Consider the following 21664-nt stretch of genomic DNA (forward strand, 5'->3'; position numbering starts at 1 on the left):
GGAGGTTATTGACATGAAATTTCCAAAAGATTTTTTCTGGGGTGGTGCAACGGCTGCTAATCAAGTTGAGGGAGCCTGGAATATAGAAGGTAAAGGCATGATCGAAACGGATATTTCAGCATCAGGCGGAGTTAACAAACATCGTGTGTTGACATATCAGTTACCAACTGGAGAAATAGTCGAAGTGCCAATGTTTGGGAGGGTACCTGAGGGAGCTAATCCTTATGTAGACCCAACACGGTATTATCCAAACCATGAAGCAATTGATTTTTATCACCATTATAAAGAAGATATTGCCTTGTTTGCAGAGATGGGGTTTAAAATGTATCGTATGTCCATTTCATGGTCGCGTATTTTTCCAAAAGGTATTGAAAACGAGCCCAATCAAGCTGGCTTAGAATTTTACCGTAATGTCTTTTTAGAATTGAAAAAATACAAGATTGAGCCATTAGTAACATTGTGGCATTTTGATACACCTCTTTACTTAGAAACAGAAACAGGCGGTTGGATGAATCGTAGCACGATTGACCATTTTGTCCGCTATGCAGAAATAGTGATGACAGAATACAAGGATTTAGTCAATTACTGGATTACTTTTAATGAAATTAACAATCGTTTGTTCTTCTTAGAGATGTTACCAGAATCGCAACGTCAACAAGCGGCACAAATTAGTATTCAAGAGTTACATCACCAATTTTTGGCAAGTGCTAAAGTAGTGAAATTAGCTAGACAAATCAATCCTCAAAATAAAATTGCCTGCATGATTAATGGTGTAACGCCTTATCCATTGACCTCACGTCCGAGTGATGTGTTAATGGCGCAAGAAGCACTGAAGCAAGGCATTTATTACTGTGGCGATATTCAAGTTCGTGGGAAGTATCCAAGCTTTGCTAAGCGTTTATGGGAGAAATACGGGGTTGAATTAGAGATGGAAGCAGATGATGCTGCCGTTTTATTAGAAGGTAAAGTTGATATCTTCTCGTTTTCATATTATATGTCGATGTGTTTAACAACGGATGAAGAAGCCCAAACAGGACAAGGGAATTTTTCTTTTGGGGCGCTAAATCCTTATTTAGACTATAGCGATTGGGGTTGGGGAATCGATCCAACAGGTTTGCGTTATATTTTGAATGAATTGTATGGTCGTTATGAAATTCCGATGATGGTTGTAGAAAATGGTTTAGGTCAAGATGATACTTTAGAAGCCGATGGCAGTGTTCACGATCCATATCGTATTGATTATTTAAAGCGTCATGTGGAAGCGATGAGTGAAGCCATTGCAGATGGAGTGGATTTAATCGCCTATACTTCTTGGGGGTGTATTGATTTAATCTCAGCCGGAACAGGACAAATGTCTAAACGTTATGGGTTCATCTATGTTGATTTAGATGATGAAGGAAATGGCACCCGTCAACGTTATCGTAAAGACAGTTTCTATTGGTACCAACGATTAATTGCAACGAATGCAGAAGAAATGTAATAGTTTACTAAAAGGTTGTGCCAAAAGCAGCTTCAATATTTTGGCACACTGTTTATTTGGAATGAAGGAGTTGTGACAGCCGCTGTCACAACTTCTTTTTGTTTTGGTAAAGGGTTGGACTATCTTTTGTTAATAAAGTCCATTAGAATGGAAGGTAATAAGGTCGTTTATTATTAAAGGAGGAAAATGAATGTTAGAAGTCAAGGGTTTGGTTAAGACATTTGGTGAGATGACAGCGGTTGATCAATTGAGTTTTACAATTCCTAAAGGGACTATTTTAGGATTGATTGGTCAAAATGGTGCAGGTAAAACAACAACTTTTCGTTTAATTTTGAATTTTTTGAAAGCTAATCAGGGCCAGGTTCTTTGGGATGGACAGCCATTAACAGAAAAAGATTATGACATGATTGGTTATTTACCGGAAGAGCGTGGTTTATATCCTAAAATTAGTATTGAGGAACAATTAATTTATTTTGCTCGTTTACGTGGGAAAAGTAAAAGAGAAATTGAACCTAAAATCGATGAGTGGATGGAAAAATTTCAAGTCAAAGGAAAACGGACGGATAAAGTGAAATCTCTTTCTAAGGGGAATCAACAAAAAGTCCAATTAATCGCAACGCTAATTCATGAACCAAAGCTCATTATTTTAGATGAACCCTTCAGTGGATTGGATCCTGTGAATGCAGAGTTATTAAAAAATGGTATTATCGAATTGAAAGATAAAGGCGCTTGTGTGATTTTTTCTAGTCATAACATGGAAAATGTAGAAAAAATTTGTGATCATTTAATTATGCTTCGTAATGGCCAAACAGTTCTGGATGGTGAAGTTCATACTATTAGACAAAGTTTTGGACGTACTAAGTTAATGATTGATTCTTCTTTACCGCTAGAAACAATTCAAGCGATTGATGGTGTTTTATCAACCAAGCAACGTCCAGATGGGATGCTTGAGGTGAATTTGAGAGGTGAAGAAGTAGGGAAAGACATCTTTAAGCAAGCAGCAGCGTATGGTTATATGCCAGTCTTTAATCAATTTCCGCCGACATTAGAAGATATTTTCAAAATGAAAGTAGGTGAAGGCAATGAATAAGTTATGGATTATTGCGCTTGAAACATATAAAAGAAACATCAAAAGTCCAACGTTTTTCGTGATGATATTAGCTCCCTTTATGATGGTGGGTTTCAGTTTATTAGGTGGGTTAATTGGAAATAAATTTGGTGAAACAACGAATATTGCGGTCGTTGCTAAAGATACAACGCTTCGTGAGGATTTCCTTAAACGAGTGTCATTAGAAGTGGATGAAGCAATCGACACGGAAGATAGTGCCAAGAAAGCGCTAGAAAATGAAGAAATTGATGGTTTTTTAGTAATTAATAGTACAGAAAAACAACCAGAAATATCAGGGGAATTTTTTGGAGAATCATCGTTAAGTCAAACAGATGAACTAGAAATTCAACAAATTTTAACTAGCATGCAGTTGGCTAGAGTATCTGATTCGCTAAAACTTTCAGCAGAAGATGTGCAGAAACTTAATCAACCATCGACCTTCACAACTAAAACAGTGAGTTTTGATGAAGGTGTGATGACGGATAAGGCGGATAATAAGTTAGCGCAAACATTGGGATCAGTATTTATTTCGTTAGCCATGTATGTCATTATCTTGATGTATGCACAAGTAGTTGCTACAGAAGTCGCTTCAGAAAAAGGGACACGTATTATGGAGATTATTTTATCTAGTACATCAGCTTCTAAACATTTCTATGGCAAAATATTAGGGATTTTCTTAGTCATTTTAACGCAAGTTGTCATATACATAGGTTTAGGATTGGGTGCATTTTTCTTTACTAAAGAGACTGATTTTATAAAAGATATGTTAAGTAATGTATCGATTAAAGAATTAGTAGGTGGGTTAATTGGTTACAATTTGCTTTATTTATTACTAGGTGTGGTTATCTATACGGTATTAGCAGCGTTATGTGGTTCGCTCGTATCTAAATCTGAAGATGCAGGTAAAGCGGTCGCACCGGTAACTTATCTAACGATGATTGGCTTTTTCTTAACGATATTCTTAGGGATGAATGACCCACAACATATTTTGATGAAGATCACATCATTTATCCCTTTCTTATCATCGTTTACTATGCCTTTACGTATTGCTAGTCAAACCGTTTCGGTAACAGAAATCGTCATTTCATTGGTCATTTTGTTGCTTTCAATGCTTATCTTATTAAAGCTTTCAGCAAAAATTTATCGCTCGACAGCGTTAGTCTACAGTGATACAGGTATGTGGCAATCGTTGAAAAAATCCCTATCGTTAATGAAGAGTGAACAACAATAGATAATTAGAGAAAAGTGTCGCTTTTAGCGATGCTTTTTTTTTATCGGTTATTTGTGAACGGATACATCTTTAGTCGGATGTGTATTTTTATAAAATACGTTATAATTTAATTATAAAATAATGGAGGTAATTTCAAATGAATAATTCAAAAAAGACCGGACTAATTGCAGGTATTATTGTCATTGTATTAGCCTTATATGGAATTGTTACGTATAATGGCTTTATTTCAAAAGAAGCTGATGTGGATAATCAATGGGCAAAAGTTGAATCTAAGTTGCAACGTCGTTATGACTTAATTCCAAATTTAGTTAATTCTGTTCAAGGAAGTATGAAACAGGAAAAAGAAGTGTTTAGTAATATTACTAAAGCGCGTGAAAATATGGCAGGTGCAAAAGGGGCAACAGAAGTATCAGCAGCAAGTTCTGAACTTGAAGGAGCCTTGTCTCGATTGTTAGTTGTGATGGAAAATTATCCAGATTTGAAGTCTAGCGAGAATGTAAAAACATTAATGACACAGCTTGAAGGAACAGAAAATCGTATTTCAGTTGAGCGTGATCGTTACAATGAATCAGTGAAACGTTATAATGTCGCCCTAAAGAAATTCCCTAAATCATTTATTGCTAAAATGATGGGCTTAGAAAAAGAAGATTATTTTGAAGCAGATGAAAAAGCAGCAGAGGCGCCAACCATTAATTTTGATGAATAGTCGTCGTTGTACAGATAGGAGATGAAACATTTGGGTGGGATAGTTAAAAAGATACCTTATCTAGGATTCATCGTGTTACTAGGATGGCTGATGTTTGTGTTGCCTGCCTCAATGCTTGCATCTGAGAATAATATTTTTGTTGAAGATTATGCAGGCGTTTTAAGTGATAAACAAAAAGCGACTATCAAAGAGATGAATGACGTAACGTTTAAAAATTTAGAAGGTGCACCGCAGTACGCTGTGGTGACGCTTCCTAATCTAGAAGGTCAAAGTTCAATCGAAGACTATGCAGTTCGTAAATTTGAACAATTAGGTGTGGGACAATCAGATTTAGATAATGGTTTTTTATTTGTTATTGCAATTGAAGATAGAAAATATCGCTTAGAAGTCGGATATGGTGTAGAAGATGTCATCACAGATAGTATGAAAGAAGATATTGTATCAGATGAGGCAACTGAATTATTACAAGATGAGCAATACGGCGATGCGATTATGTTAATTTCAAAAAACGTTGAAAAAGTAGTCGTGGATCGTTATGGTAATTATGAAGCGTCTAAGCAACAGGTGGTTGAGGAAAAAGCTCGACAAGCCCAAATGTTTCATATGTTTGGACAAGTTATAGTGAGTCTTGTGTCAGCTACTGGATTAGGCGCACTTGGGTATATGATGTACTTGTTTATAATCAAGAAGAAAATTAGTCATACATATATTAATGAACAAGTTGAGGGTTATCACTTTGAGTCAGCTAAAACCATTGCAAGTGTGCCAATAGCTGCTAAAAAACAACGTGTATCTTTCGCTAAGTTATATGCTCAAAAAAGTAAAAGAAATCAGTTGCCATTGAATCAATTACCAGATGTTTTGGCAGTTGGTTTGGTTGAAGATGCGATTATGCAGTATCAACAAGCCAATCGGGGACGCAATGTTTATAAAGTGCCCATCTATTTAGAAGGTGAGCAGTTAGCTGAATTAACACAACAACTTGTTGAAGCATTTGATAGTTTTAAGTTGCCATTAAAGGTTAATCCTTATTTACAAGCACCTTATATTGAGCAAATTGGTCATTATGTGGAACATCGAACTATTGAACATCAACATTTGTTAGCTATTTCAGATCATAACAAGCAAATGGTAGAAAATATTTCGTATCGTTATACTGAACACATAGGGGCATTGAATAAAACCACGATTGAAAATGAGTTGTTAGTTGCGCTTATGACGTATCGTTTGTTAGAAGGTAAGAATTTATCGGATGACTCATTGTTAAGTCAATTAGACTTTTCTGACCAGCCGTTAGCTTCAGCATATCAATACGCAGAGAAGCAACGTAAAAAGATTGCCAAAGACAAACGTGAAAAAGCGTTAAATGACTTATCTAATATGACATTAGGCGATTATTATTTACAAACGCTGATTTGGTCGAGCTATGCTAGCTCATCCGGTGGAGGCTTCTCTGGAGGAGGTTCTTCATTTGGAGGAGGTTCTTCAGGTGGCGGAGGCTTTTCTGGTGGTTGGTAAAGCAGTCTAATGATTAACCAAATTAATAAAGCTATTCTTAGTGTGTTCTCATTTGAAAGAGAGCACACTTTTTATTTTGTCATAATAAAAACGTCCTAAGAGACGCTCGTTCTCTTAGGACGTTACTTATAATAGGGAATTGCTATGATTAGTGAATGCTTCCCATCATTTGTTTAATTGGTTTGCGTATTGAATAAAGAACAATAGCAGCAACGACAGCGACAGCTCCAATAATACCGAAATAAGCTGATTCAGTTGCTGGTGTGTAGAAACGAGCAATCTGTGCATTAATAGCTTGAGATGAAGCATCTGCTAATAACCAAATAGCTAATGTTTGTGCTTCAAACGCTTTAGGGGCTAATTTAGTCGTAACAGAAAGTCCTACTGGAGATAAACATAACTCACCTAATACCATAATGAAGAAGCTCAACAATAACCACATTGGGCTAACTCGGGCATCTGTTCCAAATAACATTCCTGGGAACATTAATAAGATGAAAGATAAACCAGCAAATAGTAAACCAAATGAGAATTTTACAACAGTAGAAGGTTGACGTTTTCCTAATTTAGTCCAAAGACCAACAAATACAGGGGTTAAACCTACTACGAAAATTGGGTTCAATGTTTGGTACCAACTAGCTGGGACATTGAATCCCCATAAAGAATTTTTAGTACGCTCGTCTGCGAATAACGCTAAAATAGATGAGCCTTGTTCTTGCAATGACCAGAAGATAATTCCTGAAATAAATAACGGAATATAAGCCAATAAACGTTTGCGTTCTTCCTGTGTTACATCTTTAGAACGTAACATGCGTGTGAAGTAGATAATTGGTAAACTGATACCTAAAATACTAATAAAGTTAACAAAGAAATCAATCGTTAATGCGTTAGCAAAGTATGCTGCAGCAAAGATAGCCATCACTGCTACGATAACGAAACTAAATAGTTTGATTAATTTAGATTTTTCATCTGCAGTAATAGGATTCGTTGCTTGATTACCTGAAGTACCTAGAGTTTTCTTGCCTTGGAAATGGTAGACAATTAAACCGATTAACATGCCGACTGCTGCAACGGAGAAACCTAAATGATAGTTATATTCTTGTCCTAATGTTCCTACAATAATCGGTGCTAGTAGTGCCCCAATGTTAATCCCCATATAGAAAATTGAGAATCCAGCATCACGACGAACGTCTTCTTTTGAATAAAGTAAGCCGACCATGTTTGAGACGTTAGCTTTTAACATCCCTGTTCCGATAATAATAAATAACATTGATAAGAACAGTGTGCTAATACCAAATGGTAAAGACAAGACAATATGTCCAATCATAATAGCTAGTCCACCAAGGAACACTGCTTTTTTAGAGCCTAGTAAACGGTCAGAAATCCAACCACCTACGATACTTGACATAAAAACAAGTGAACCATAAATTGACATAATTGCTAAAGCAGTCGATTTTTCTAATCCTAATCCACCGTTAGCAACGGTATCGTACATATAGTACAGTAAAATTGCACGCATACCATAATAACTAAATCTTTCCCACATTTCTGTAAAGAATAATGTGGCTAATCCTAGAGGCTGTCCTAAAAACGTTTTTTCTTTCGAAGCCATCTTATAAAAAACCTACTTTCAATATAAAAATTATAAATACAAAAGTTATATTACTCCATAAATGAAAAAATGAAAATAAAAAAGTAAATTTGGTTAGAAAACGATGTGAAAAACGTTTTCCTTTTAGCTTTATTTATAAGTGGACAGTATTAAGAAGTAAATCTATTCATCTAAATTCAAATATGTTAGAATAGGTTCGTATTTGAAAACAGAGTAGAAGACAAAGCGTCAAGTGCTTGAAGGATGGGATGTTGCCTTTGGGACGAAGGAGAAATCCGCGATTTTGTTTTCGCATTCGCTGCATAGTATCATCGTTTGTTATGCGGCTGCTCTAGAAAGGAGTAGCAAGATATGAAAAGAAAAATTGGTGCTAAAGAAATAGCATTGATGGGGTTATTGATTGCCATGCAAATTATTTTAACTCGTCAATTTGTTATTCAAACTGAGTTCTTTCGTATTAGCTTTAGTTTTATTGCAGTTATTTTAATGGGGTGGTTATTTGGTCCACTGTTTGCTGCGATAGGGAATGGTTTAGCCGATATGTTTGGTTTCGTTTTACGGCCAGTCGGAATGTTTTTCCCAGGTTATACCTTAACGGCAGCTATCGAAGGATTAGTTTATGGGCTATTTTTTTACAAAAAAGAGATGACCCTAGGACGTAATATCGTCGGTAACTTAGCCGGTTCGATTGTTTCAACAGGTCTAAATACGGTATGGTTATTCATGACAATGGGAAAAGCATCGACGTTAGCTTATTTACCAACACGTTTAGTTGCCGCCCTGGTCTTACTAGTAGTAAAAATCTTAGTTATAGAATTAATAGCAAAAAGAAAAATGTTAACCCGTTTAATATCCAAATAATGGCTATTTTTAAGGAGTTATCTATCATTAGAAAGTGATCAAAAGGCTTGAATTATCAAGCCTTTTTCGTTAAACTTAGGAAGTGAAAGTCAAATTTTTCAATTGAAAGGGACTGATGAATGTGTCTTCAGAAACAATGGAGCAGGCATTTCAACTACTAAACGTTAGTATTACTAAGATTCAGCAAGCGTTAGAGATATCTTTTTTTGAAGGTTATATTGAAACGGTTGAGAATATTTTAGATAATCATCAAGTACGAGTGGTGGAAGGTGAGCCAAATGCCGAAGTTGTTAAAGAACTAGAAGAGCTGTATCAACAGTTCAGTTCATTAGAATTAACGCAAACTGAATTGCGTAATGCGTTGCAATTAGTTATGCTGAACGGACTACAGCATGAACCGGTGCAACCCAATCATCAATTAACACCAGATGCATTAGGTTTCTTGTTTAGTTATTTAGGTGAACAACTGTTAAAAACTAAAAAAGAACAAACCAACCAATTGTTAGATTTAACCGTTGGTACAGGTAATTTGTTATACACTGTTTTACTGTATTTGAAAGAATCTGGCTATAAGATGGAAGCGACAGGGGTGGATATCGACGATACATTATTAACGATTGCCTCATTAAACAGCGCACTTTTGAAAGAAAAGGTGACATTTTTCCATCAGGATAGTATGCAAAACTTATTAGTAGCACCAGCTGATTTGGTTATTAGTGATTTACCTATTGGCTATTATCCACACGATGAGCGTGTACAAGATTTTACGGTACAAGCGAGCGAAGGCCATACCTATGCACATCATTTATTGATGGAACAAAGTATGACTTATACAAAAAATGATGGCTTTGGTATTTTCTTAGTACCAGAAGACTTCTTAGTCTCTGATCAGGCGCCGGAATTAAAGAAATGGTTACAAGAAAAAGTTCACTTACTCGCAGTGGTGGGCTTACCAGAAACATTATTCCAATCAGCCAACTCGCGCAAATCTATTATTATTGTACAAAACAGAAGCGAGCAGGTTGAGCCGCCTAAGGAAGTGCTAATTGCGAGAATACCAACATTAAAGGATCCACAAGCCATCCAAGGTTTCTTTACAGAATTTGCTAAGTGGCAAAAAAATAATCTATAACTAACACAAAGGGAGAGTTATCATGTCAAAAACAATTGCAATCAATGCCGGAAGTTCTAGTTTAAAATGGCAATTATTTGAAATGCCAGAAGAAACAGTCATCGCTAAAGGATTAGTAGAAAGAATTGGTTTAAACGATTCAATCTTCGCTATTTCATACGGAGAAGATCAAAAGTTTGAACAAGTTTTAGATTTAGCTAACCATGATGAAGCAGTTAACTTATTATTAGAAAAAATGATCGAATTAAACATTATTGCTTCATTTGATGAAATCGAAGGAGCTGGACACCGTGTCGTTGCTGGTGGTGAACACTTCAAAGAATCAGCATTAATTGATGAAGCATCATTAAAATTAATCGAAGATTTAGCAGAATTTGCACCATTGCATAACCCTGCTGAAGCTAAAGTTATTCGTGTATTCCAAAATATTTTACCAAACGCTGTGAACGTAGCAGTATTTGATACATCATTCCATACAACAATGCCAAAAGAAAACTACTTATACAGCATTCCAATGGAGTATTACAACAAACATAAAGCGCGTAAATATGGTGCTCATGGAACAAGTCATCGTTACGTTTCAGAACGTGCAGCTGAGTTATTAGGTAAACCAATCGAAGAAACAAAAATCATCACATGTCACTTAGGTAACGGTGGTTCTATTACTGCTGTTGAAGGTGGTAAATCAATTGATACATCAATGGGATTCACACCACTTGCCGGAATTACAATGGGAACTCGTTCAGGTGATATCGATGCTTCTGTCTTACCATACATCATGGAAAAAGAAGGCATCACAGATATTAAAGAAATGGTTGATATCTTAAATAAAAAATCTGGTTTACTAGGTCTTTCAGGTGTATCAAGCGACATGCGTGAAGTCGAAGAAGCACGTACTGAAGATTCAGAAATGGCTATTCGTGTTTTCAATACACGTATTCAAAAATACATTGGTAGCTACATTGCGTTAATGAACGGTGTAGATGCGATTGTCTTCACAGCGGGTATCGGTGAGAATTCAATCACTCGTCGTCATGACATCATGTCAGGTTTAACTTGGTTTGGTTGCACATTAGACGAAGAGAAAAACAACATTCGCGGTGTTGAACGTGAAATCTCAACAGACGATTCAACAGTGAAAGTATTCTTAATCCCAACAGACGAAGAAGTAATGATTGCTCGCGACGTTGAAGCATTAAAAAACAAATAATAAAAAAAACTCTCGCTGAATGGAATTTCAGTGAGAGTTTTTTTTATTATTTCATTGCTGATGAGGCCTGATAGTAAGCATCTACTTCGGCTAAGAATTTCGTTTTTTCTTCATCAGAAATCCATGCTATTTCAAATGAATTTTTTGCTAATTGTACGACTTGTTCCGTTGTTAAGTTATACACTTGAGCCAATGCATATAGGTCATCAGAAATATAACTTTGGAAGTAAGCGGGGTCATCTGAGTTGATCGTTACCTTCACGCCTTGTTCTAATAACTCAATAATTTCTTGCCCCTTCATGTCGTCAACAACAAAGCCATTAGAAACTGGGCAACAAGTTAAGCCAATAGTATGTTTATTGATATAGTCAACATATTCTTGGTTTTCGACAATATTTGTCCCATGGTCGATACGTTCTACGCCAATATCAAATAGTACTTGGCGAATATGTTCAATTGAATTTTCTTGATCGATATCGCAATGCATGGTTAAACGGAAACCTTCTGCTTTTGCTTTCCTGAAAACTTCAGCAAATTTTAACGGCGGGTTGCCTTTTTCATCAGAATCTAGCCCTACACCTAAAATTTTATCTTTATAGGGTAAAGCTTGCTCTAAAGTTTCAGCTGCGGACTCAGCGGACATATCGCGTAAGAAACACATAATTAAATCAGTACTAATTCCTAGTTTGTCACTTTCAGAAACAGCGCGGTAATACCCGTTGAAGACTGTTTCAAACGTTACACCCCGTGATGTATGGGCCTGTGGATCGAAAAACAATTCAGCACGGCGAACATTATGTTGAGCGGCTTTTTCTAAATAAGCCCACGCTAATTGGTAAAAATCATCTTCGGTTTGTAAAACACTCATGCCGCTGTAGTACACTTCTAAGAAAGAAGGCAATGAATTGAATAAATAACTCTCCTTAATTTCATCAATTGTTTTAAAGCCAATATCCATTTGATTTTTGTCAGCTAGTTGTAGTTTAAGTTCTGGCTCTAAAGTTCCCTCAATATGCAAATGTAACTCGGCTTTCGGTAATCCTTGGATAAACTCTTTTGATGGCATTAGTTCAGTCAAAATATAATCGCTCCCTAACTGTTATTTGTTTGTGTATAACTAAATGTTAACGTGTTCTTTCAAGAAAATCAAACTATTTACATTTTAATAGCGAAATATAAATATAATAAACGATAATAATGTTCGTATATTTATTATAAAAAAAAGACACTCACAAATAAGTGAGTGTCTAAAGTTTTAGTTAGTTGCTGTTTGTTCATTTTTGGTTTCATTTTCACGAAACTTGGTAATAAAGTATTTTAAAATAATCGGTGCTAGGATAGTGGTAATAATAATAACTAGAACTAAACTAGCGTAAATTTCGTCATTAATAAAGGCTTTATCTAACCCTAAGCTAATCAAAATTAGCGCCATTTCTCCTCGAGATACAAGACTTGCGCCTACAATCGAACTACTCAAGTGGTCAAATTTTTCGATTTTCCCACCAAGATAGCCCCCTACGAATTTAGTAGCAACAGCTAATAAGCTAAAGACAATAATTAACCAAAGATTTTCTGAAATATTGGTTAGTGATAAATTTAAGCCAATACTCACAAAGAAAATGGGTGCGAAAAGTGATAGTGTCGTACTTGTCACTTTCATCTCAACTAAATGCGCAAATTTTGTTCTAGAAATTAGGATTCCCGCAAAGAATGCGCCGATAATATCTGACATGCCAATATATTCTGCTAGGAAACTCAAAAAGAAAGCAAGTATTAGTGAAAATGCTACGTTCTTTTCTGGAACTTTTGTCTGCTTTAATAACTTTAGGCAAATAGGCATAACAAAACGATCAATAGCTAGAACAATTGCAAAGAACAACACGTTCTTCAGTAGTAGTGGCACCATATCCACTAATGTTGTATTAGGATTAATCATGTTCAAGATAAAGTTTAAGAAAATAACCACAATAACATCATCTAAAACAGCTGCACCAATAATAATAGAGCCTTCTTTTGTTTTGATAAAATGAAGTTCTTTCAAGACTTGAATGGTAATGCTTAAAGAGGTTGCGCCAAAGATTAGGCCGATAAACATCGAGGTTTCATGTGAAAAGTTAAATACTTTCGAAACCAGAAAGAAACTTAAAAAAGGTACGACAACACCCAGTAAGCCAGTAATTAGAGAAGGCTTGAAATGTTTTCTTAAGATTTTTAAATCACTTTCAACTCCGGCTAAGAACATCAATAGTACGACACCAATATGTGAGAACAGCTCAATCGAATGATCATTTTGAATGAGATCTAAGAAGGAGGGCCCCACTAATATTCCGATTAATAAACTCCCCACTACTGATGGTAATCCTAGCTTGATAGCGAAGGAATCAGCGATTTTTGTTAGTAGAATAATCAGCGCGAGTGTTAATAAAATATTCATACATCACTTCCTTAAATAAATTTAACGTAGCAAAATGATTTAATAAACATATAAAAGCTATATTGTGTCTTTTTTATGTTTTATATCCGTTATTTTGTACGTTATATATTAAATGTAACGGTTAAAAATATAAAAGACAATTATTATGCTTACCTATATATAGTGAAAAAATCAGTCTTAAGAACGATAGTCATAATATTCGATAAAACGTACAATATAAATAAATAAATTGTAAATTAGGAGTGAGGAAAAAGATGATTATTACAACGACAAATGAAGTATCAGGAAAAGAAATTGCCACGTATGAAGGGATTGTTTTTGGTGAAGTAATTACAGGGGTTAATATTTTGAAAGATTTTGGCGCAAGTATTCGTAATGTTTTTGGTGGACGCTCTCAAGGATATGAAGATGAATTAATGGTAGCTCGTGAAGAAGCGTTAGCTGAGATGAGCGAACGTGCAAGTAGCCGAGGAGCAGATGCGATTATTGGAATGAAAATGGACTATGAAGTGCTAGGTTCTGATAATGGTATGTTGATGGTGACATGTAGCGGAACAGCTGTGAAACTAGTTTAATTAGTTTGGGGCAGCGTTTTACATTTAGGTGAAATTCACTTATACTAAAGAGGTAAACTTAAGTGATAGGGGATAGAAAAATGGAGATAGCAAAATTAATTGACCACACAGCACTAAAAGCAAACACAACTGAGGCTGATATCAAAAAATTAATCTCAGAAGCAAAAGAATTTGGTTTCTTTTCAGTTTGTATTAACCCAACATGGATTAAATTAGCTGCTGAAGAATTAAAAGATAGCGATGTTAAGGTATGTACGGTTATTGGTTTCCCACTAGGAGCAAATGCTTCAGCAGTTAAGGCATTTGAAACAACACAAGCAATTGCTGATGGAGCAGATGAAGTTGACATGGTTATCAACGTTGGCGCATTAAAATCTGGTCAGTACGATGTAGTATTGAACGATATTAAAGCCGTTGTTGATGCCGCAGCTGGTAAAGCGCTAGTTAAAGTAATTATTGAAACATCATTATTAACCGATGAAGAAAAAGTAAAAGTTTCTGAATTAGCAGTAGAAGCAGGGGCTGACTTTGTTAAAACATCAACAGGTTTCTCAACAGGTGGGGCAACTGCTGCTGATGTGAAATTGATGAAAGATACAGTAGGCGATAACGCACAAGTGAAAGCTTCAGGTGGTATTCATTCATTAGAAGACGTAGAAGCAATGGTTGAAGCCGGTGCAACACGTATTGGTGCAAGTGCAGGGGTTGCAATTGTTTCTGGTATGCAAGCAGATCAATCAGGTTATTAATATTTAATAGAAAAACATCAAAAAAAGCATGGCACAAATAGTGTCATGCTTTTTTTGTGATTAAATAACGAAAGTATTGTTAGAGGATGGTTATAAAAATACGTATATTATGTTATTCTTATAACATTAATAAATTTTTAATAAAAAACAGAAAGAGGGTATGTGTAGTGCAAGATATATTGACGCTATTAGGTGTGCTAATTGTGATAGTTGGTTTCGCACTGAAATTAGACGCTATATTGATTATTACGATTTCATTGATCGTGACAGCTTTAGTCGGTGGTCTAGGAATTGATGGGATGTTGGAAGTTTTAGGAACAAGCTTTGTTAATAACCGTGGGATGACCATTTTTATTTTAATTATGTTAGCAACCGGAACATTAGAAAGAAATGGTTTGAAAGAATCGGCTGCAACGTTTATTCAACGCTTCAAAAATGTTTCAGCAAGTGTAATTATTGGGATTTATGGTGTGTTTAGAATGATCATGGCAGCCTTTAATGTAAGTTTTGGTGGTGTTGCTGGTTTTGTTCGTCCAATAATTTTTCCTATGACTGTTGGGACTTTAGAATCAAAAGGGTTAGAGCCTAATCCTGAATACGAAGAAGAATTAAAAGGCATGTCGTCGGCCATGGAAAATATTTGTTGGTTCTTTGGACAAGTATTATTTATTGGTGGTCCAGGTGGATTACTTGTACAATCAACATTAAAGAGTCTAGGATACGACGTGAGTTTAGGGACATTAGCTTTCTACGAAATTCCAGTTGCAATTGTGGCACTCGTTGTGGCGTGTGGATACTTCATTTGGAAAGATAAACAGCTAATGAAGAAATTTTATGGAAAAACGAAAAAGGAGGCAAAATAGATGTCATTCTTTACAAGTTCAGAAATATTATTATCAGATAAGTTATTGGAATTATTATTTATTGTGATGGGGTTAATTGTCATTTATACAGGGATTAAAAATTTATCTGACAAAACCAATCCTAATCGTGTAGGCACAGCTTTTTTCTGGGTAGTTTTAGGCGTAGTATTAGCATTTGGACGTTGGATTCCAGCGCAAGTCAACGGGATATTAGTCTTGTTGATGACCGTTCCAGCAATTGCTAAACGAGTGAACAAAGGTGAGAGCCGTTTACCAACCAAAGCATACATGCAAAAAATGTCTGATAAGTTAGGGCTAAAAGTCTTTATTCCAGCCTTTGCTATTGGGATTTTTGCAATTATCTTTGCGTTGTTTACCAATTTAGGTGCTTTAGTTGGTGTCGGTGTGGGTGTGTTAGTAGCCATTATGAGTTTAATGTTATTATCAAGAGACAACAAACCTATGACATTTTTAAATGATTCTGCTGAGATGTTAGGAACAGTAGGGCCTTTAAGTATGTTGCCAATGTTACTTGCTTCGTTAGGTGCGGTATTTACAAGTGCCGGCGTGGGTGAAGTTATCTCTTCTGGTGTAAAACAAGTGATTCCAGAAGGTAATGTTGTTATTGGAATTATTGTATATGCTATTGGCATGGTATTATTCACGATGATTATGGGAAATGCGTTTGCAGCCATCACGGTAATGACCGTTGGAATCGGTGGACCGTTTGTCTTGGCCTATGGTGCCAATCCTGCGCTAGTCGGAATGTTAGCTCTAACATGTGGTTATTGTGGGACACTGTTGACGCCGATGGCAGCCAATTTTAATATCGTGCCAGTGGCAATGTTAGAAATGAAAAACAAATATGGCGTTATTAAAAACCAAGTATTTGTGGCATTGTTTATGCTAGTTTTCCAAATTGTATACATGATTATCTTTAGATAAGGAGGAATAATTAATGAAAATTTTAGTAACAGGTTTTGATCCATTTGGTGGAGACAAAATTAATCCAGCGTATGAAGCAGTAAAATTATTACCCGATACAATTGAAGGTGCTCAGATTATTAAATTAGAAATTCCGACAGTTTTTTATGATTCAGCAGAGGTGTTAAAAGCTAAGATACTCGAAGTGAACCCAGATGTTGTTTTATGTGTGGGACAAGCTGGCGGACGTGCGTCGGTTTCTATTGAGCAAATCGCAATCAATAAGATTGAAGCGCGCATTCCAGATAATAAAGGAAATCAGCCGTTTGATACAGCCATTCAAGTAGAAGGTGACACAGCTTACGTCACTAACTTACCCATTAAAGCAATGGTAAAAAATATCCATGATAATGGATTACCCGCATATATTTCTTATACTGCAGGGACGTATGTTTGTAATTATATTATGTATGAATTGATGTACATGATTGCAACTGAATTCAAAGAGATAAAAGGTGGATTTGTTCATGTGCCGTTTATTCCAGCCCAAACGGTTGCACGTCCAGTGGATACAGCGGCAATGAGTTTACAAGATATTGCGTCTTCTATTGAATACGCGCTGGCAGCGGTTGTTACAACGAAAGAAGACATTCAATTGAATGCTGGTACAACGCATTAATGGAATTGAATAGATTAAAAAAAGAGAAAAGACAGTGATGTCGTTTCTCTTTTTTTGATGTTAAATAAGACGTTTTATTTTATAGATTAGACAAATAAAGATAAGCAGAAAAGCACCTAGAAAACTCGCAGCTTTGGTGGGTTGTTCGTCCGTTTGTGGGAGAGTGCTTTTTGGATCTTGATTTGTTTCTTTTGTTTGCGTAGGTTGTGTAATGCTAGGACTATCAATTGTTTTTTTCGGTTGATTGATTAAGCTGTCTATGCCCTTAGGCGTTACGTTTTTCAAATCATTGTTTGTTGTAGTAGGTATATCAGCGTTAGGAGTGGCTGTAATGGCTGGTTCAGTTTTTGGTGCAGTCATTGTGGTAGGTGTGATAAGTTCCTTTTCTTCAGTTTTATCCTTATTTTTTTCATCATCATCTTCAACTTTATCGAGCTCTTCCATTTCATCCCTTGCATCTTGTTTACGCACATATTCTAACGAGATTGTTTCATCGGTTGAACCAAAGGTGAATGAAAGTAACGAACGACTTGTCTGTTTATAAGTGTATCCTTCAATATCAACAGGTTTGATACTGATTTCATCGCCAATTTTCCCGTTAATTAATTCGTCATCTATGATTGGTTGACGATTCTCATCGAGGTGTTGAATGGTTAAGGTGAGGTCATTTCTTGTATACATCAGATCAACTGAAATAAAGTCAGTATAGTGAGCATCTTCAGGCACAGCAAACGAGTGTTCATCGCTAAACGTATAACCTGGAATATTGGAGGGAGTAACGGTTATTGTTTCGCCAGGTTTCCCATAATAAGTGGTCAGTGGGGCACCTATGACTGCCTTGCCATCTTCATCGATGAAATTGACGTCTATTTGAACAGGCTGTGCTGCAACAGGCATTATTCTAACAGAAATATCAATGATTTCATTTGGGTTAGGATAAGTACCCACGATTGCTCCGGGGTCTTGAATGGCGAAATCTCCACCCGTCACACTGATTAATTGTCCCATCGAAGTATCAATCGGAATAGTTAAGATGGTACCAGGTTGACCGTAAAAGGGCATAACAGCGATTTCTTCATTCAGGCTAGCATCCCATATGGCTAAGTTAACTCCTGCCCCAGCGTTACTTGTTGTTGTTTCTGAGGGATTTATTATGGCGTCATCTGTTATGGTTTCATCAGATGTAAGGGGTATCTCTGAAAGGTTATGATTAATTTGCGGTAAGTTAATCGTCGGTAAGGTCATGGTAGGTTGTACCTGTTCTTCTGCAAAAGCAGGAGGTGTAAGAATCAGTGTTCCCAAAAGTAATCCTACATAAACTCCTTTACACACTCGTGTTTTTTTCATTTATTAGTCCTCCAAATTGTTATCAATCATGTATAAATTAATATAAGTATATATTAATTAGGGTGTTTTGTGTAATGATGCGGTTAACAAAAAAACACGACCAATCATTGATCGTGTTTTAGTCGCTTGTGTAGCGATGGTTATTTGTATTTTTCCTCTAAGTCACTCATCCATTTGCCAAGCCAAGCGCCTAACAAACACATAATAAAACAAAGAAGGTATTGAATAGTCCCAAAACCGGCGTAATTTGTCGGGATAATCATAATGGTTGAAGCAAATACAATTCCTAAAATAAAATGGAATAGTTTTGAAAAATGTCGTTGGAAAATCGCGTCCATTATTTTTGATAAACCTAATACACAGACCAATCCACCGATAGCGATTGGAATTAAAATGCCAAGATTCATCGTTTTAATACCATCAGACATTGCTTTGTACATGCCCATATAAACAAGGAAATTAGAAGGGCTAAGACCAGGGACAATCATCCCTAAGCCAATCAATGCACCTGCAATCATCCACGTGAAAAAGTTTTGGTCGACAGTTCCAAATAAGCCTTGACCAAAGAATAGAAATAGTGCGCCTAAGATAAAGGTAATGACTAAAATCATTAGATCGTTATTATTGCGCCCTTCTTTACCTGCTTCTTTCCAAAGTGCAGGAGTCGTGCCGATAATACAGCCCACGAAGAACCAAAGGATGATCGTTTCGTAATTACCAAGTAAGAAACTAACCCCAAAAGATAATAGGAAAACGCCAAATATTCCTCCTAGACCGATGGGAATAAAATAAAGCACATTTTGTTTAAAGTTTCTGGTGATATGTGCTAAAAATGAAATGATACGTTCATAAATCCCAAAAATTGCCGCTAATGCACCGCCGCTAACGCCAGGTAAAATAAAGCCAGAGCCGATAAACATCCCTTTGATAAAGCGTAACAGCCAGTCTTTCATAGTATGTGTCATATGTTATGTCTCCTAAAAAAATAGTATGTATTCATCATACCTAAAAAAAATGCTTTTGGAAACTAAATACGAGAACTTAGAGCTTTTTTTATTTTATCAAATGAAACAGTTCTTGAAATATACAATCATGGTTAATGTTTGATATAATGTTTAAAGATGCGAGAGGGAAAAAAGGAGTAAAGACTAGATGGATGTTTTGGTAAATAATAGAAAGAGGCGCCTCTTAAGTATTGTTTGTTTAATGATACTGACTTTTTTTGGGTTGATTCCACAAGCGGCTGCTTCGAGTGAAAAGTTTAAAATAATAGGTTACTTGCCGGATTATGATACGCAACATATTGATAGTACGGTTAATTTGGCACAGTTTACGGATGTTAATTATTTTTCGGTAGTCCCAACAGGTGATGGGAAATTAAAATTTACGGATAGTGGTAACCCAGAACAGTTAAAAGCATTAGTAGAAAAAGCTCATGCTAAAAATGTTAGGGTAGGGGTTAGTATTGGTGGGTGGAATTTAAGCGATAACTTTTCTGCTGCGACTGATCAATCAACGCTCAAAACATTTGTAAGTAGCATCAAACGTTTTGCAAATGATTATGAATTAGATACAATCGATATCGATTGGGAGTATCCAGAATCTAATGAAGCAGAACGTTTTGAAACATTTATTAAGACATTGAAAGCTTCGTTGGGAGACACTTATGTCTCAATAACAGTTCCTTCAGGTGTGGCAGCCAATAGTCAACCAAGTGGTCATTGGGAAGTGCATTTTACCCCTGAAGCATTAAAAGCTGCTGATTGGATTAATATTATGTCTTATGATGCTCAAATTGAAGGCTATCCTAATCATTCAACCACTGAATTGCACAAAGCTAACTTGGATTACTGGAATGAAATTTTAGGCGGTAAACATATGGACAAATTGGTATCAGGTCTTCCATTTTACGGTAAGGCGGCGGATGGTTCCGTTATGACGTATCGTAATATTATTAAAGAAGCACCTACTGTACCGCTAGAGGACGAAGTGACGATTAATGACGTTACTTATTATATTAATAACAAGCAAACCGTAAGAGATAAAACACTTGCTTCAATTAAAACTGGCTCAGGTGGTATTATGGTTTGGGCACCTACTATGGATACTGAGAGATCTAGTTCAACTAACTTGATGAAGGTGATGTCTGACACAGTGGATAAAGAGCATGTTATGCTGAATCGTGCGAACTCATTGGCAGCAGAACCACCCAATAGCTTAGTAGCTAAGAAGATTAATTGGTTAGACATTATTAGTGTCATTATAGGGCTACTATTATTGAGTCTAGGTATTCCATTAATTTTAGGTTATTGGCAAAAATATTTACCACAACAATTAAAAGGTAAAAAAATTAACAAAAAAGCTTTTGCTAAATTGATAGGTTTTACAGCAGTCATTCTAGGTCTGCTATTTGTTTTGATGGGCTTAACGCCATGGTGGGTTCCAACGTTATATGTCGTAGGATTAATTGCAATATTTATAAAATTATTAAAATGATGAATAGATAGGAGTTGTGAGGTGATCACAGCTCTTTTTTGTTGTCTCGTTTTTATTTTGTAGAGGAAATATGGTACAATTTAGAGGCGAACGCATGTTTTGGATAAGGAGAATTAATATGTATGAATATATGAAAGGGCAAGTGACATTCGTCAGCCCTTATTACATTGTATTGGAAGTAGGAGGTATCGGGTATCAATTAGCTGTGGCCAATCCGTTTCGTTATAATACAGAAGTAAAAGAGACGTTAATCTATGTGTACCAATCAGTTAGAGAAGATTCGATGACACTATTTGGCTTTAATCAATACGAGGAAAAGCAATTGTTTATGAAATTGATCAGTGTTTCAGGTATCGGTCCTAAAAGTGCTCTAGCCATTATGGCAGGAGAAGACCATGTCGGATTAGTGAAAGCAGTAGAATCAGATGATTTCAAATATTTAACTAAATTCCCAGGGGTTGGAAAGAAAACTGCCCAACAAATGATTTTAGACTTAAAAGGTAAGTTAGATGATTTAGTGATTACAGAGTTAACAGGCGAGGAACAACTGTCCTTGTTAGATGCTAAATTAGATAATGTTGCTAGTCGTTATTTAGAAGAAGCGCTGGAAGCCTTACTTGCGTTAGGCTACTCTCAAAAAGAATTAGCTCGTATAGAAAAAGAATTAACAACGCTCAATTTAGAATCAACAGATGCTTTCTTAAGACAAGGTTTAAGTTTATTAATGAAAAAATAAGGA

The 21664-nt window shown here is 36.0% G+C and carries 20 protein-coding genes and 1 riboswitch; of the genes, 15 read left to right on the forward strand and 5 right to left on the reverse strand.

The window, feature by feature from the left end:
- Positions 1-13: 13 nt before the first annotated feature.
- The 5 genes from E4Z98_RS00845 to E4Z98_RS10015 all read left to right on the forward strand — a co-directional run bounded on the left by E4Z98_RS00845 (position 14) and on the right by E4Z98_RS10015 (position 6043).
- Positions 14-1480 carry a glycoside hydrolase family 1 protein gene (locus E4Z98_RS00845; protein ID WP_135254400.1) on the forward strand — a complete coding sequence of 489 codons (1467 nt, stop codon included), beginning with the start codon at positions 14-16 and terminating at the stop codon, positions 1478-1480.
- Between the two features lie 190 nt (positions 1481-1670).
- On the forward strand, positions 1671-2570 hold the full coding sequence (locus tag E4Z98_RS00850) for an ABC transporter ATP-binding protein (protein WP_135254399.1): 900 nt from the start codon (positions 1671-1673) through the stop codon (positions 2568-2570).
- Positions 2563-3819: an ABC transporter permease gene (locus E4Z98_RS00855; protein WP_135254398.1), complete on the forward strand. Its 1257-nt coding sequence runs from the start codon at positions 2563-2565 to the stop codon at positions 3817-3819. Before E4Z98_RS00850 ends, E4Z98_RS00855 begins: the two co-directional genes overlap by 8 nt.
- Before the next feature lie 136 nt (positions 3820-3955).
- Positions 3956-4525 (forward strand): LemA family protein, encoded by a 570-nt coding sequence (locus E4Z98_RS00860; protein WP_135254397.1) that lies wholly within the window; start codon positions 3956-3958, stop codon positions 4523-4525.
- 30 nt (positions 4526-4555) lie between these two features.
- Positions 4556-6043: a TPM domain-containing protein gene (locus tag E4Z98_RS10015; protein WP_167790910.1), complete on the forward strand. Its 1488-nt coding sequence runs from the start codon at positions 4556-4558 to the stop codon at positions 6041-6043.
- 148 nt (positions 6044-6191) lie between these two features.
- Here the strand turns inward: E4Z98_RS10015 and E4Z98_RS00870 are convergent, their stop codons facing one another.
- The gene (locus E4Z98_RS00870; protein ID WP_135254396.1) at positions 6192-7655 is read right to left on the reverse strand and encodes a peptide MFS transporter; all 1464 of its coding nucleotides are present in this window, start codon (positions 7653-7655) and stop codon (positions 6192-6194) included.
- 207 nt (positions 7656-7862) lie between these two features.
- Positions 7863-7958: riboswitch (THF riboswitch) on the forward strand.
- A gap of 48 nt (positions 7959-8006) precedes the next feature.
- Here E4Z98_RS00870 and E4Z98_RS00875 point away from each other — a divergent pair.
- The 3 genes from E4Z98_RS00875 (at position 8007) to E4Z98_RS00885 (ending at position 10858) form a co-directional block, all read left to right on the forward strand.
- Positions 8007-8516 (forward strand): folate family ECF transporter S component, encoded by a 510-nt coding sequence (locus E4Z98_RS00875; RefSeq protein ID WP_135254395.1) that lies wholly within the window; start codon positions 8007-8009, stop codon positions 8514-8516.
- Positions 8517-8631: 115 nt separating this feature from the next.
- Positions 8632-9648 carry a class I SAM-dependent methyltransferase gene (locus E4Z98_RS00880; protein WP_241856705.1) on the forward strand — a complete coding sequence of 339 codons (1017 nt, stop codon included), beginning with the start codon at positions 8632-8634 and terminating at the stop codon, positions 9646-9648.
- Between the two features lie 22 nt (positions 9649-9670).
- Entirely contained in the window at positions 9671-10858 is a 1188-nt protein-coding gene (locus E4Z98_RS00885; protein ID WP_135254393.1) for an acetate/propionate family kinase, read from the forward strand.
- Positions 10859-10904: 46 nt separating this feature from the next.
- Here the strand turns inward: E4Z98_RS00885 and add are convergent, their stop codons facing one another.
- Positions 10905-11936, reverse strand: a complete 1032-nt coding sequence (add, locus tag E4Z98_RS00890) for an adenosine deaminase (protein WP_241856707.1) — start codon at positions 11934-11936, stop codon at positions 10905-10907.
- Positions 11937-12113: 177 nt separating this feature from the next.
- Positions 12114-13292, reverse strand: a complete 1179-nt coding sequence (locus tag E4Z98_RS00895; RefSeq protein ID WP_135254391.1) for a cation:proton antiporter — start codon at positions 13290-13292, stop codon at positions 12114-12116.
- 254 nt (positions 13293-13546) lie between these two features.
- On the opposite strand from E4Z98_RS00895, the gene E4Z98_RS00900 reads away from it, so the two are divergent.
- The 5 genes from E4Z98_RS00900 to pcp all read left to right on the forward strand — a co-directional run bounded on the left by E4Z98_RS00900 (position 13547) and on the right by pcp (position 17082).
- Positions 13547-13867, forward strand: a complete 321-nt coding sequence (locus tag E4Z98_RS00900; protein WP_135254390.1) for a heavy metal-binding domain-containing protein — start codon at positions 13547-13549, stop codon at positions 13865-13867.
- 80 nt (positions 13868-13947) lie between these two features.
- Positions 13948-14616, forward strand: a complete 669-nt coding sequence (gene deoC, locus E4Z98_RS00905) for a deoxyribose-phosphate aldolase (RefSeq protein ID WP_135254389.1) — start codon at positions 13948-13950, stop codon at positions 14614-14616.
- 167 nt (positions 14617-14783) lie between these two features.
- On the forward strand, positions 14784-15479 hold the full coding sequence (locus E4Z98_RS00910) for a DUF969 domain-containing protein (protein WP_135254388.1): 696 nt from the start codon (positions 14784-14786) through the stop codon (positions 15477-15479).
- Positions 15480-16424 (forward strand): DUF979 domain-containing protein, encoded by a 945-nt coding sequence (locus E4Z98_RS00915; protein WP_135254387.1) that lies wholly within the window; start codon positions 15480-15482, stop codon positions 16422-16424.
- A gap of 13 nt (positions 16425-16437) precedes the next feature.
- On the forward strand, positions 16438-17082 hold the full coding sequence (gene pcp, locus E4Z98_RS00920) for a pyroglutamyl-peptidase I (RefSeq protein ID WP_135254386.1): 645 nt from the start codon (positions 16438-16440) through the stop codon (positions 17080-17082).
- 60 nt (positions 17083-17142) lie between these two features.
- Here pcp and E4Z98_RS00925 read toward each other — a convergent pair whose 3' ends face one another.
- Both E4Z98_RS00925 and E4Z98_RS00930 read right to left on the reverse strand, forming a co-directional pair.
- Positions 17143-18429, reverse strand: a complete 1287-nt coding sequence (locus E4Z98_RS00925) for a MucBP domain-containing protein (protein WP_135254385.1) — start codon at positions 18427-18429, stop codon at positions 17143-17145.
- Between the two features lie 140 nt (positions 18430-18569).
- On the reverse strand, positions 18570-19394 hold the full coding sequence (locus E4Z98_RS00930; RefSeq protein ID WP_135254384.1) for a DUF368 domain-containing protein: 825 nt from the start codon (positions 19392-19394) through the stop codon (positions 18570-18572).
- A gap of 187 nt (positions 19395-19581) precedes the next feature.
- On the opposite strand from E4Z98_RS00930, the gene E4Z98_RS00935 reads away from it, so the two are divergent.
- Together E4Z98_RS00935 and ruvA are read left to right on the forward strand one after the other, a co-directional pair.
- Positions 19582-20925 carry a glycoside hydrolase family 18 protein gene (locus tag E4Z98_RS00935; protein ID WP_135254383.1) on the forward strand — a complete coding sequence of 448 codons (1344 nt, stop codon included), beginning with the start codon at positions 19582-19584 and terminating at the stop codon, positions 20923-20925.
- 118 nt (positions 20926-21043) lie between these two features.
- Positions 21044-21661: a Holliday junction branch migration protein RuvA gene (gene ruvA / locus E4Z98_RS00940; RefSeq protein WP_135254382.1), complete on the forward strand. Its 618-nt coding sequence runs from the start codon at positions 21044-21046 to the stop codon at positions 21659-21661.
- Positions 21662-21664: the final 3 nt, after the last annotated feature.

It is taken from the genome of Vagococcus xieshaowenii (genome assembly GCF_004792515.1).
Taxonomy (GTDB): domain Bacteria; phylum Bacillota; class Bacilli; order Lactobacillales; family Vagococcaceae; genus Vagococcus_A; species Vagococcus_A xieshaowenii.

Coding starts and splice junctions, on each gene's coding strand:
- E4Z98_RS00915 (WP_135254387.1), top strand. CDS start 15,480: ATGTCATTCTTTACAAGTTCAGAAATATTATTATCAGATAAGTTATTG.
- E4Z98_RS00845 (WP_135254400.1), top strand. CDS start 14: ATGAAATTTCCAAAAGATTTTTTCTGGGGTGGTGCAACGGCTGCTAAT.
- E4Z98_RS00870 (WP_135254396.1), bottom strand. CDS start 7,655: ATGGCTTCGAAAGAAAAAACGTTTTTAGGACAGCCTCTAGGATTAGCC.
- E4Z98_RS00895 (WP_135254391.1), bottom strand. CDS start 13,292: ATGAATATTTTATTAACACTCGCGCTGATTATTCTACTAACAAAAATC.
- pcp (WP_135254386.1), top strand. CDS start 16,438: ATGAAAATTTTAGTAACAGGTTTTGATCCATTTGGTGGAGACAAAATT.
- E4Z98_RS00880 (WP_241856705.1), top strand. CDS start 8,632: ATGAATGTGTCTTCAGAAACAATGGAGCAGGCATTTCAACTACTAAAC.
- E4Z98_RS00925 (WP_135254385.1), bottom strand. CDS start 18,429: ATGAAAAAAACACGAGTGTGTAAAGGAGTTTATGTAGGATTACTTTTG.
- E4Z98_RS00935 (WP_135254383.1), top strand. CDS start 19,582: ATGGATGTTTTGGTAAATAATAGAAAGAGGCGCCTCTTAAGTATTGTT.
- E4Z98_RS00860 (WP_135254397.1), top strand. CDS start 3,956: ATGAATAATTCAAAAAAGACCGGACTAATTGCAGGTATTATTGTCATT.
- ruvA (WP_135254382.1), top strand. CDS start 21,044: ATGTATGAATATATGAAAGGGCAAGTGACATTCGTCAGCCCTTATTAC.
- E4Z98_RS00930 (WP_135254384.1), bottom strand. CDS start 19,394: ATGACACATACTATGAAAGACTGGCTGTTACGCTTTATCAAAGGGATG.
- E4Z98_RS00855 (WP_135254398.1), top strand. CDS start 2,563: ATGAATAAGTTATGGATTATTGCGCTTGAAACATATAAAAGAAACATC.
- E4Z98_RS00900 (WP_135254390.1), top strand. CDS start 13,547: ATGATTATTACAACGACAAATGAAGTATCAGGAAAAGAAATTGCCACG.
- E4Z98_RS00875 (WP_135254395.1), top strand. CDS start 8,007: ATGAAAAGAAAAATTGGTGCTAAAGAAATAGCATTGATGGGGTTATTG.
- deoC (WP_135254389.1), top strand. CDS start 13,948: ATGGAGATAGCAAAATTAATTGACCACACAGCACTAAAAGCAAACACA.
- E4Z98_RS00885 (WP_135254393.1), top strand. CDS start 9,671: ATGTCAAAAACAATTGCAATCAATGCCGGAAGTTCTAGTTTAAAATGG.
- E4Z98_RS00850 (WP_135254399.1), top strand. CDS start 1,671: ATGTTAGAAGTCAAGGGTTTGGTTAAGACATTTGGTGAGATGACAGCG.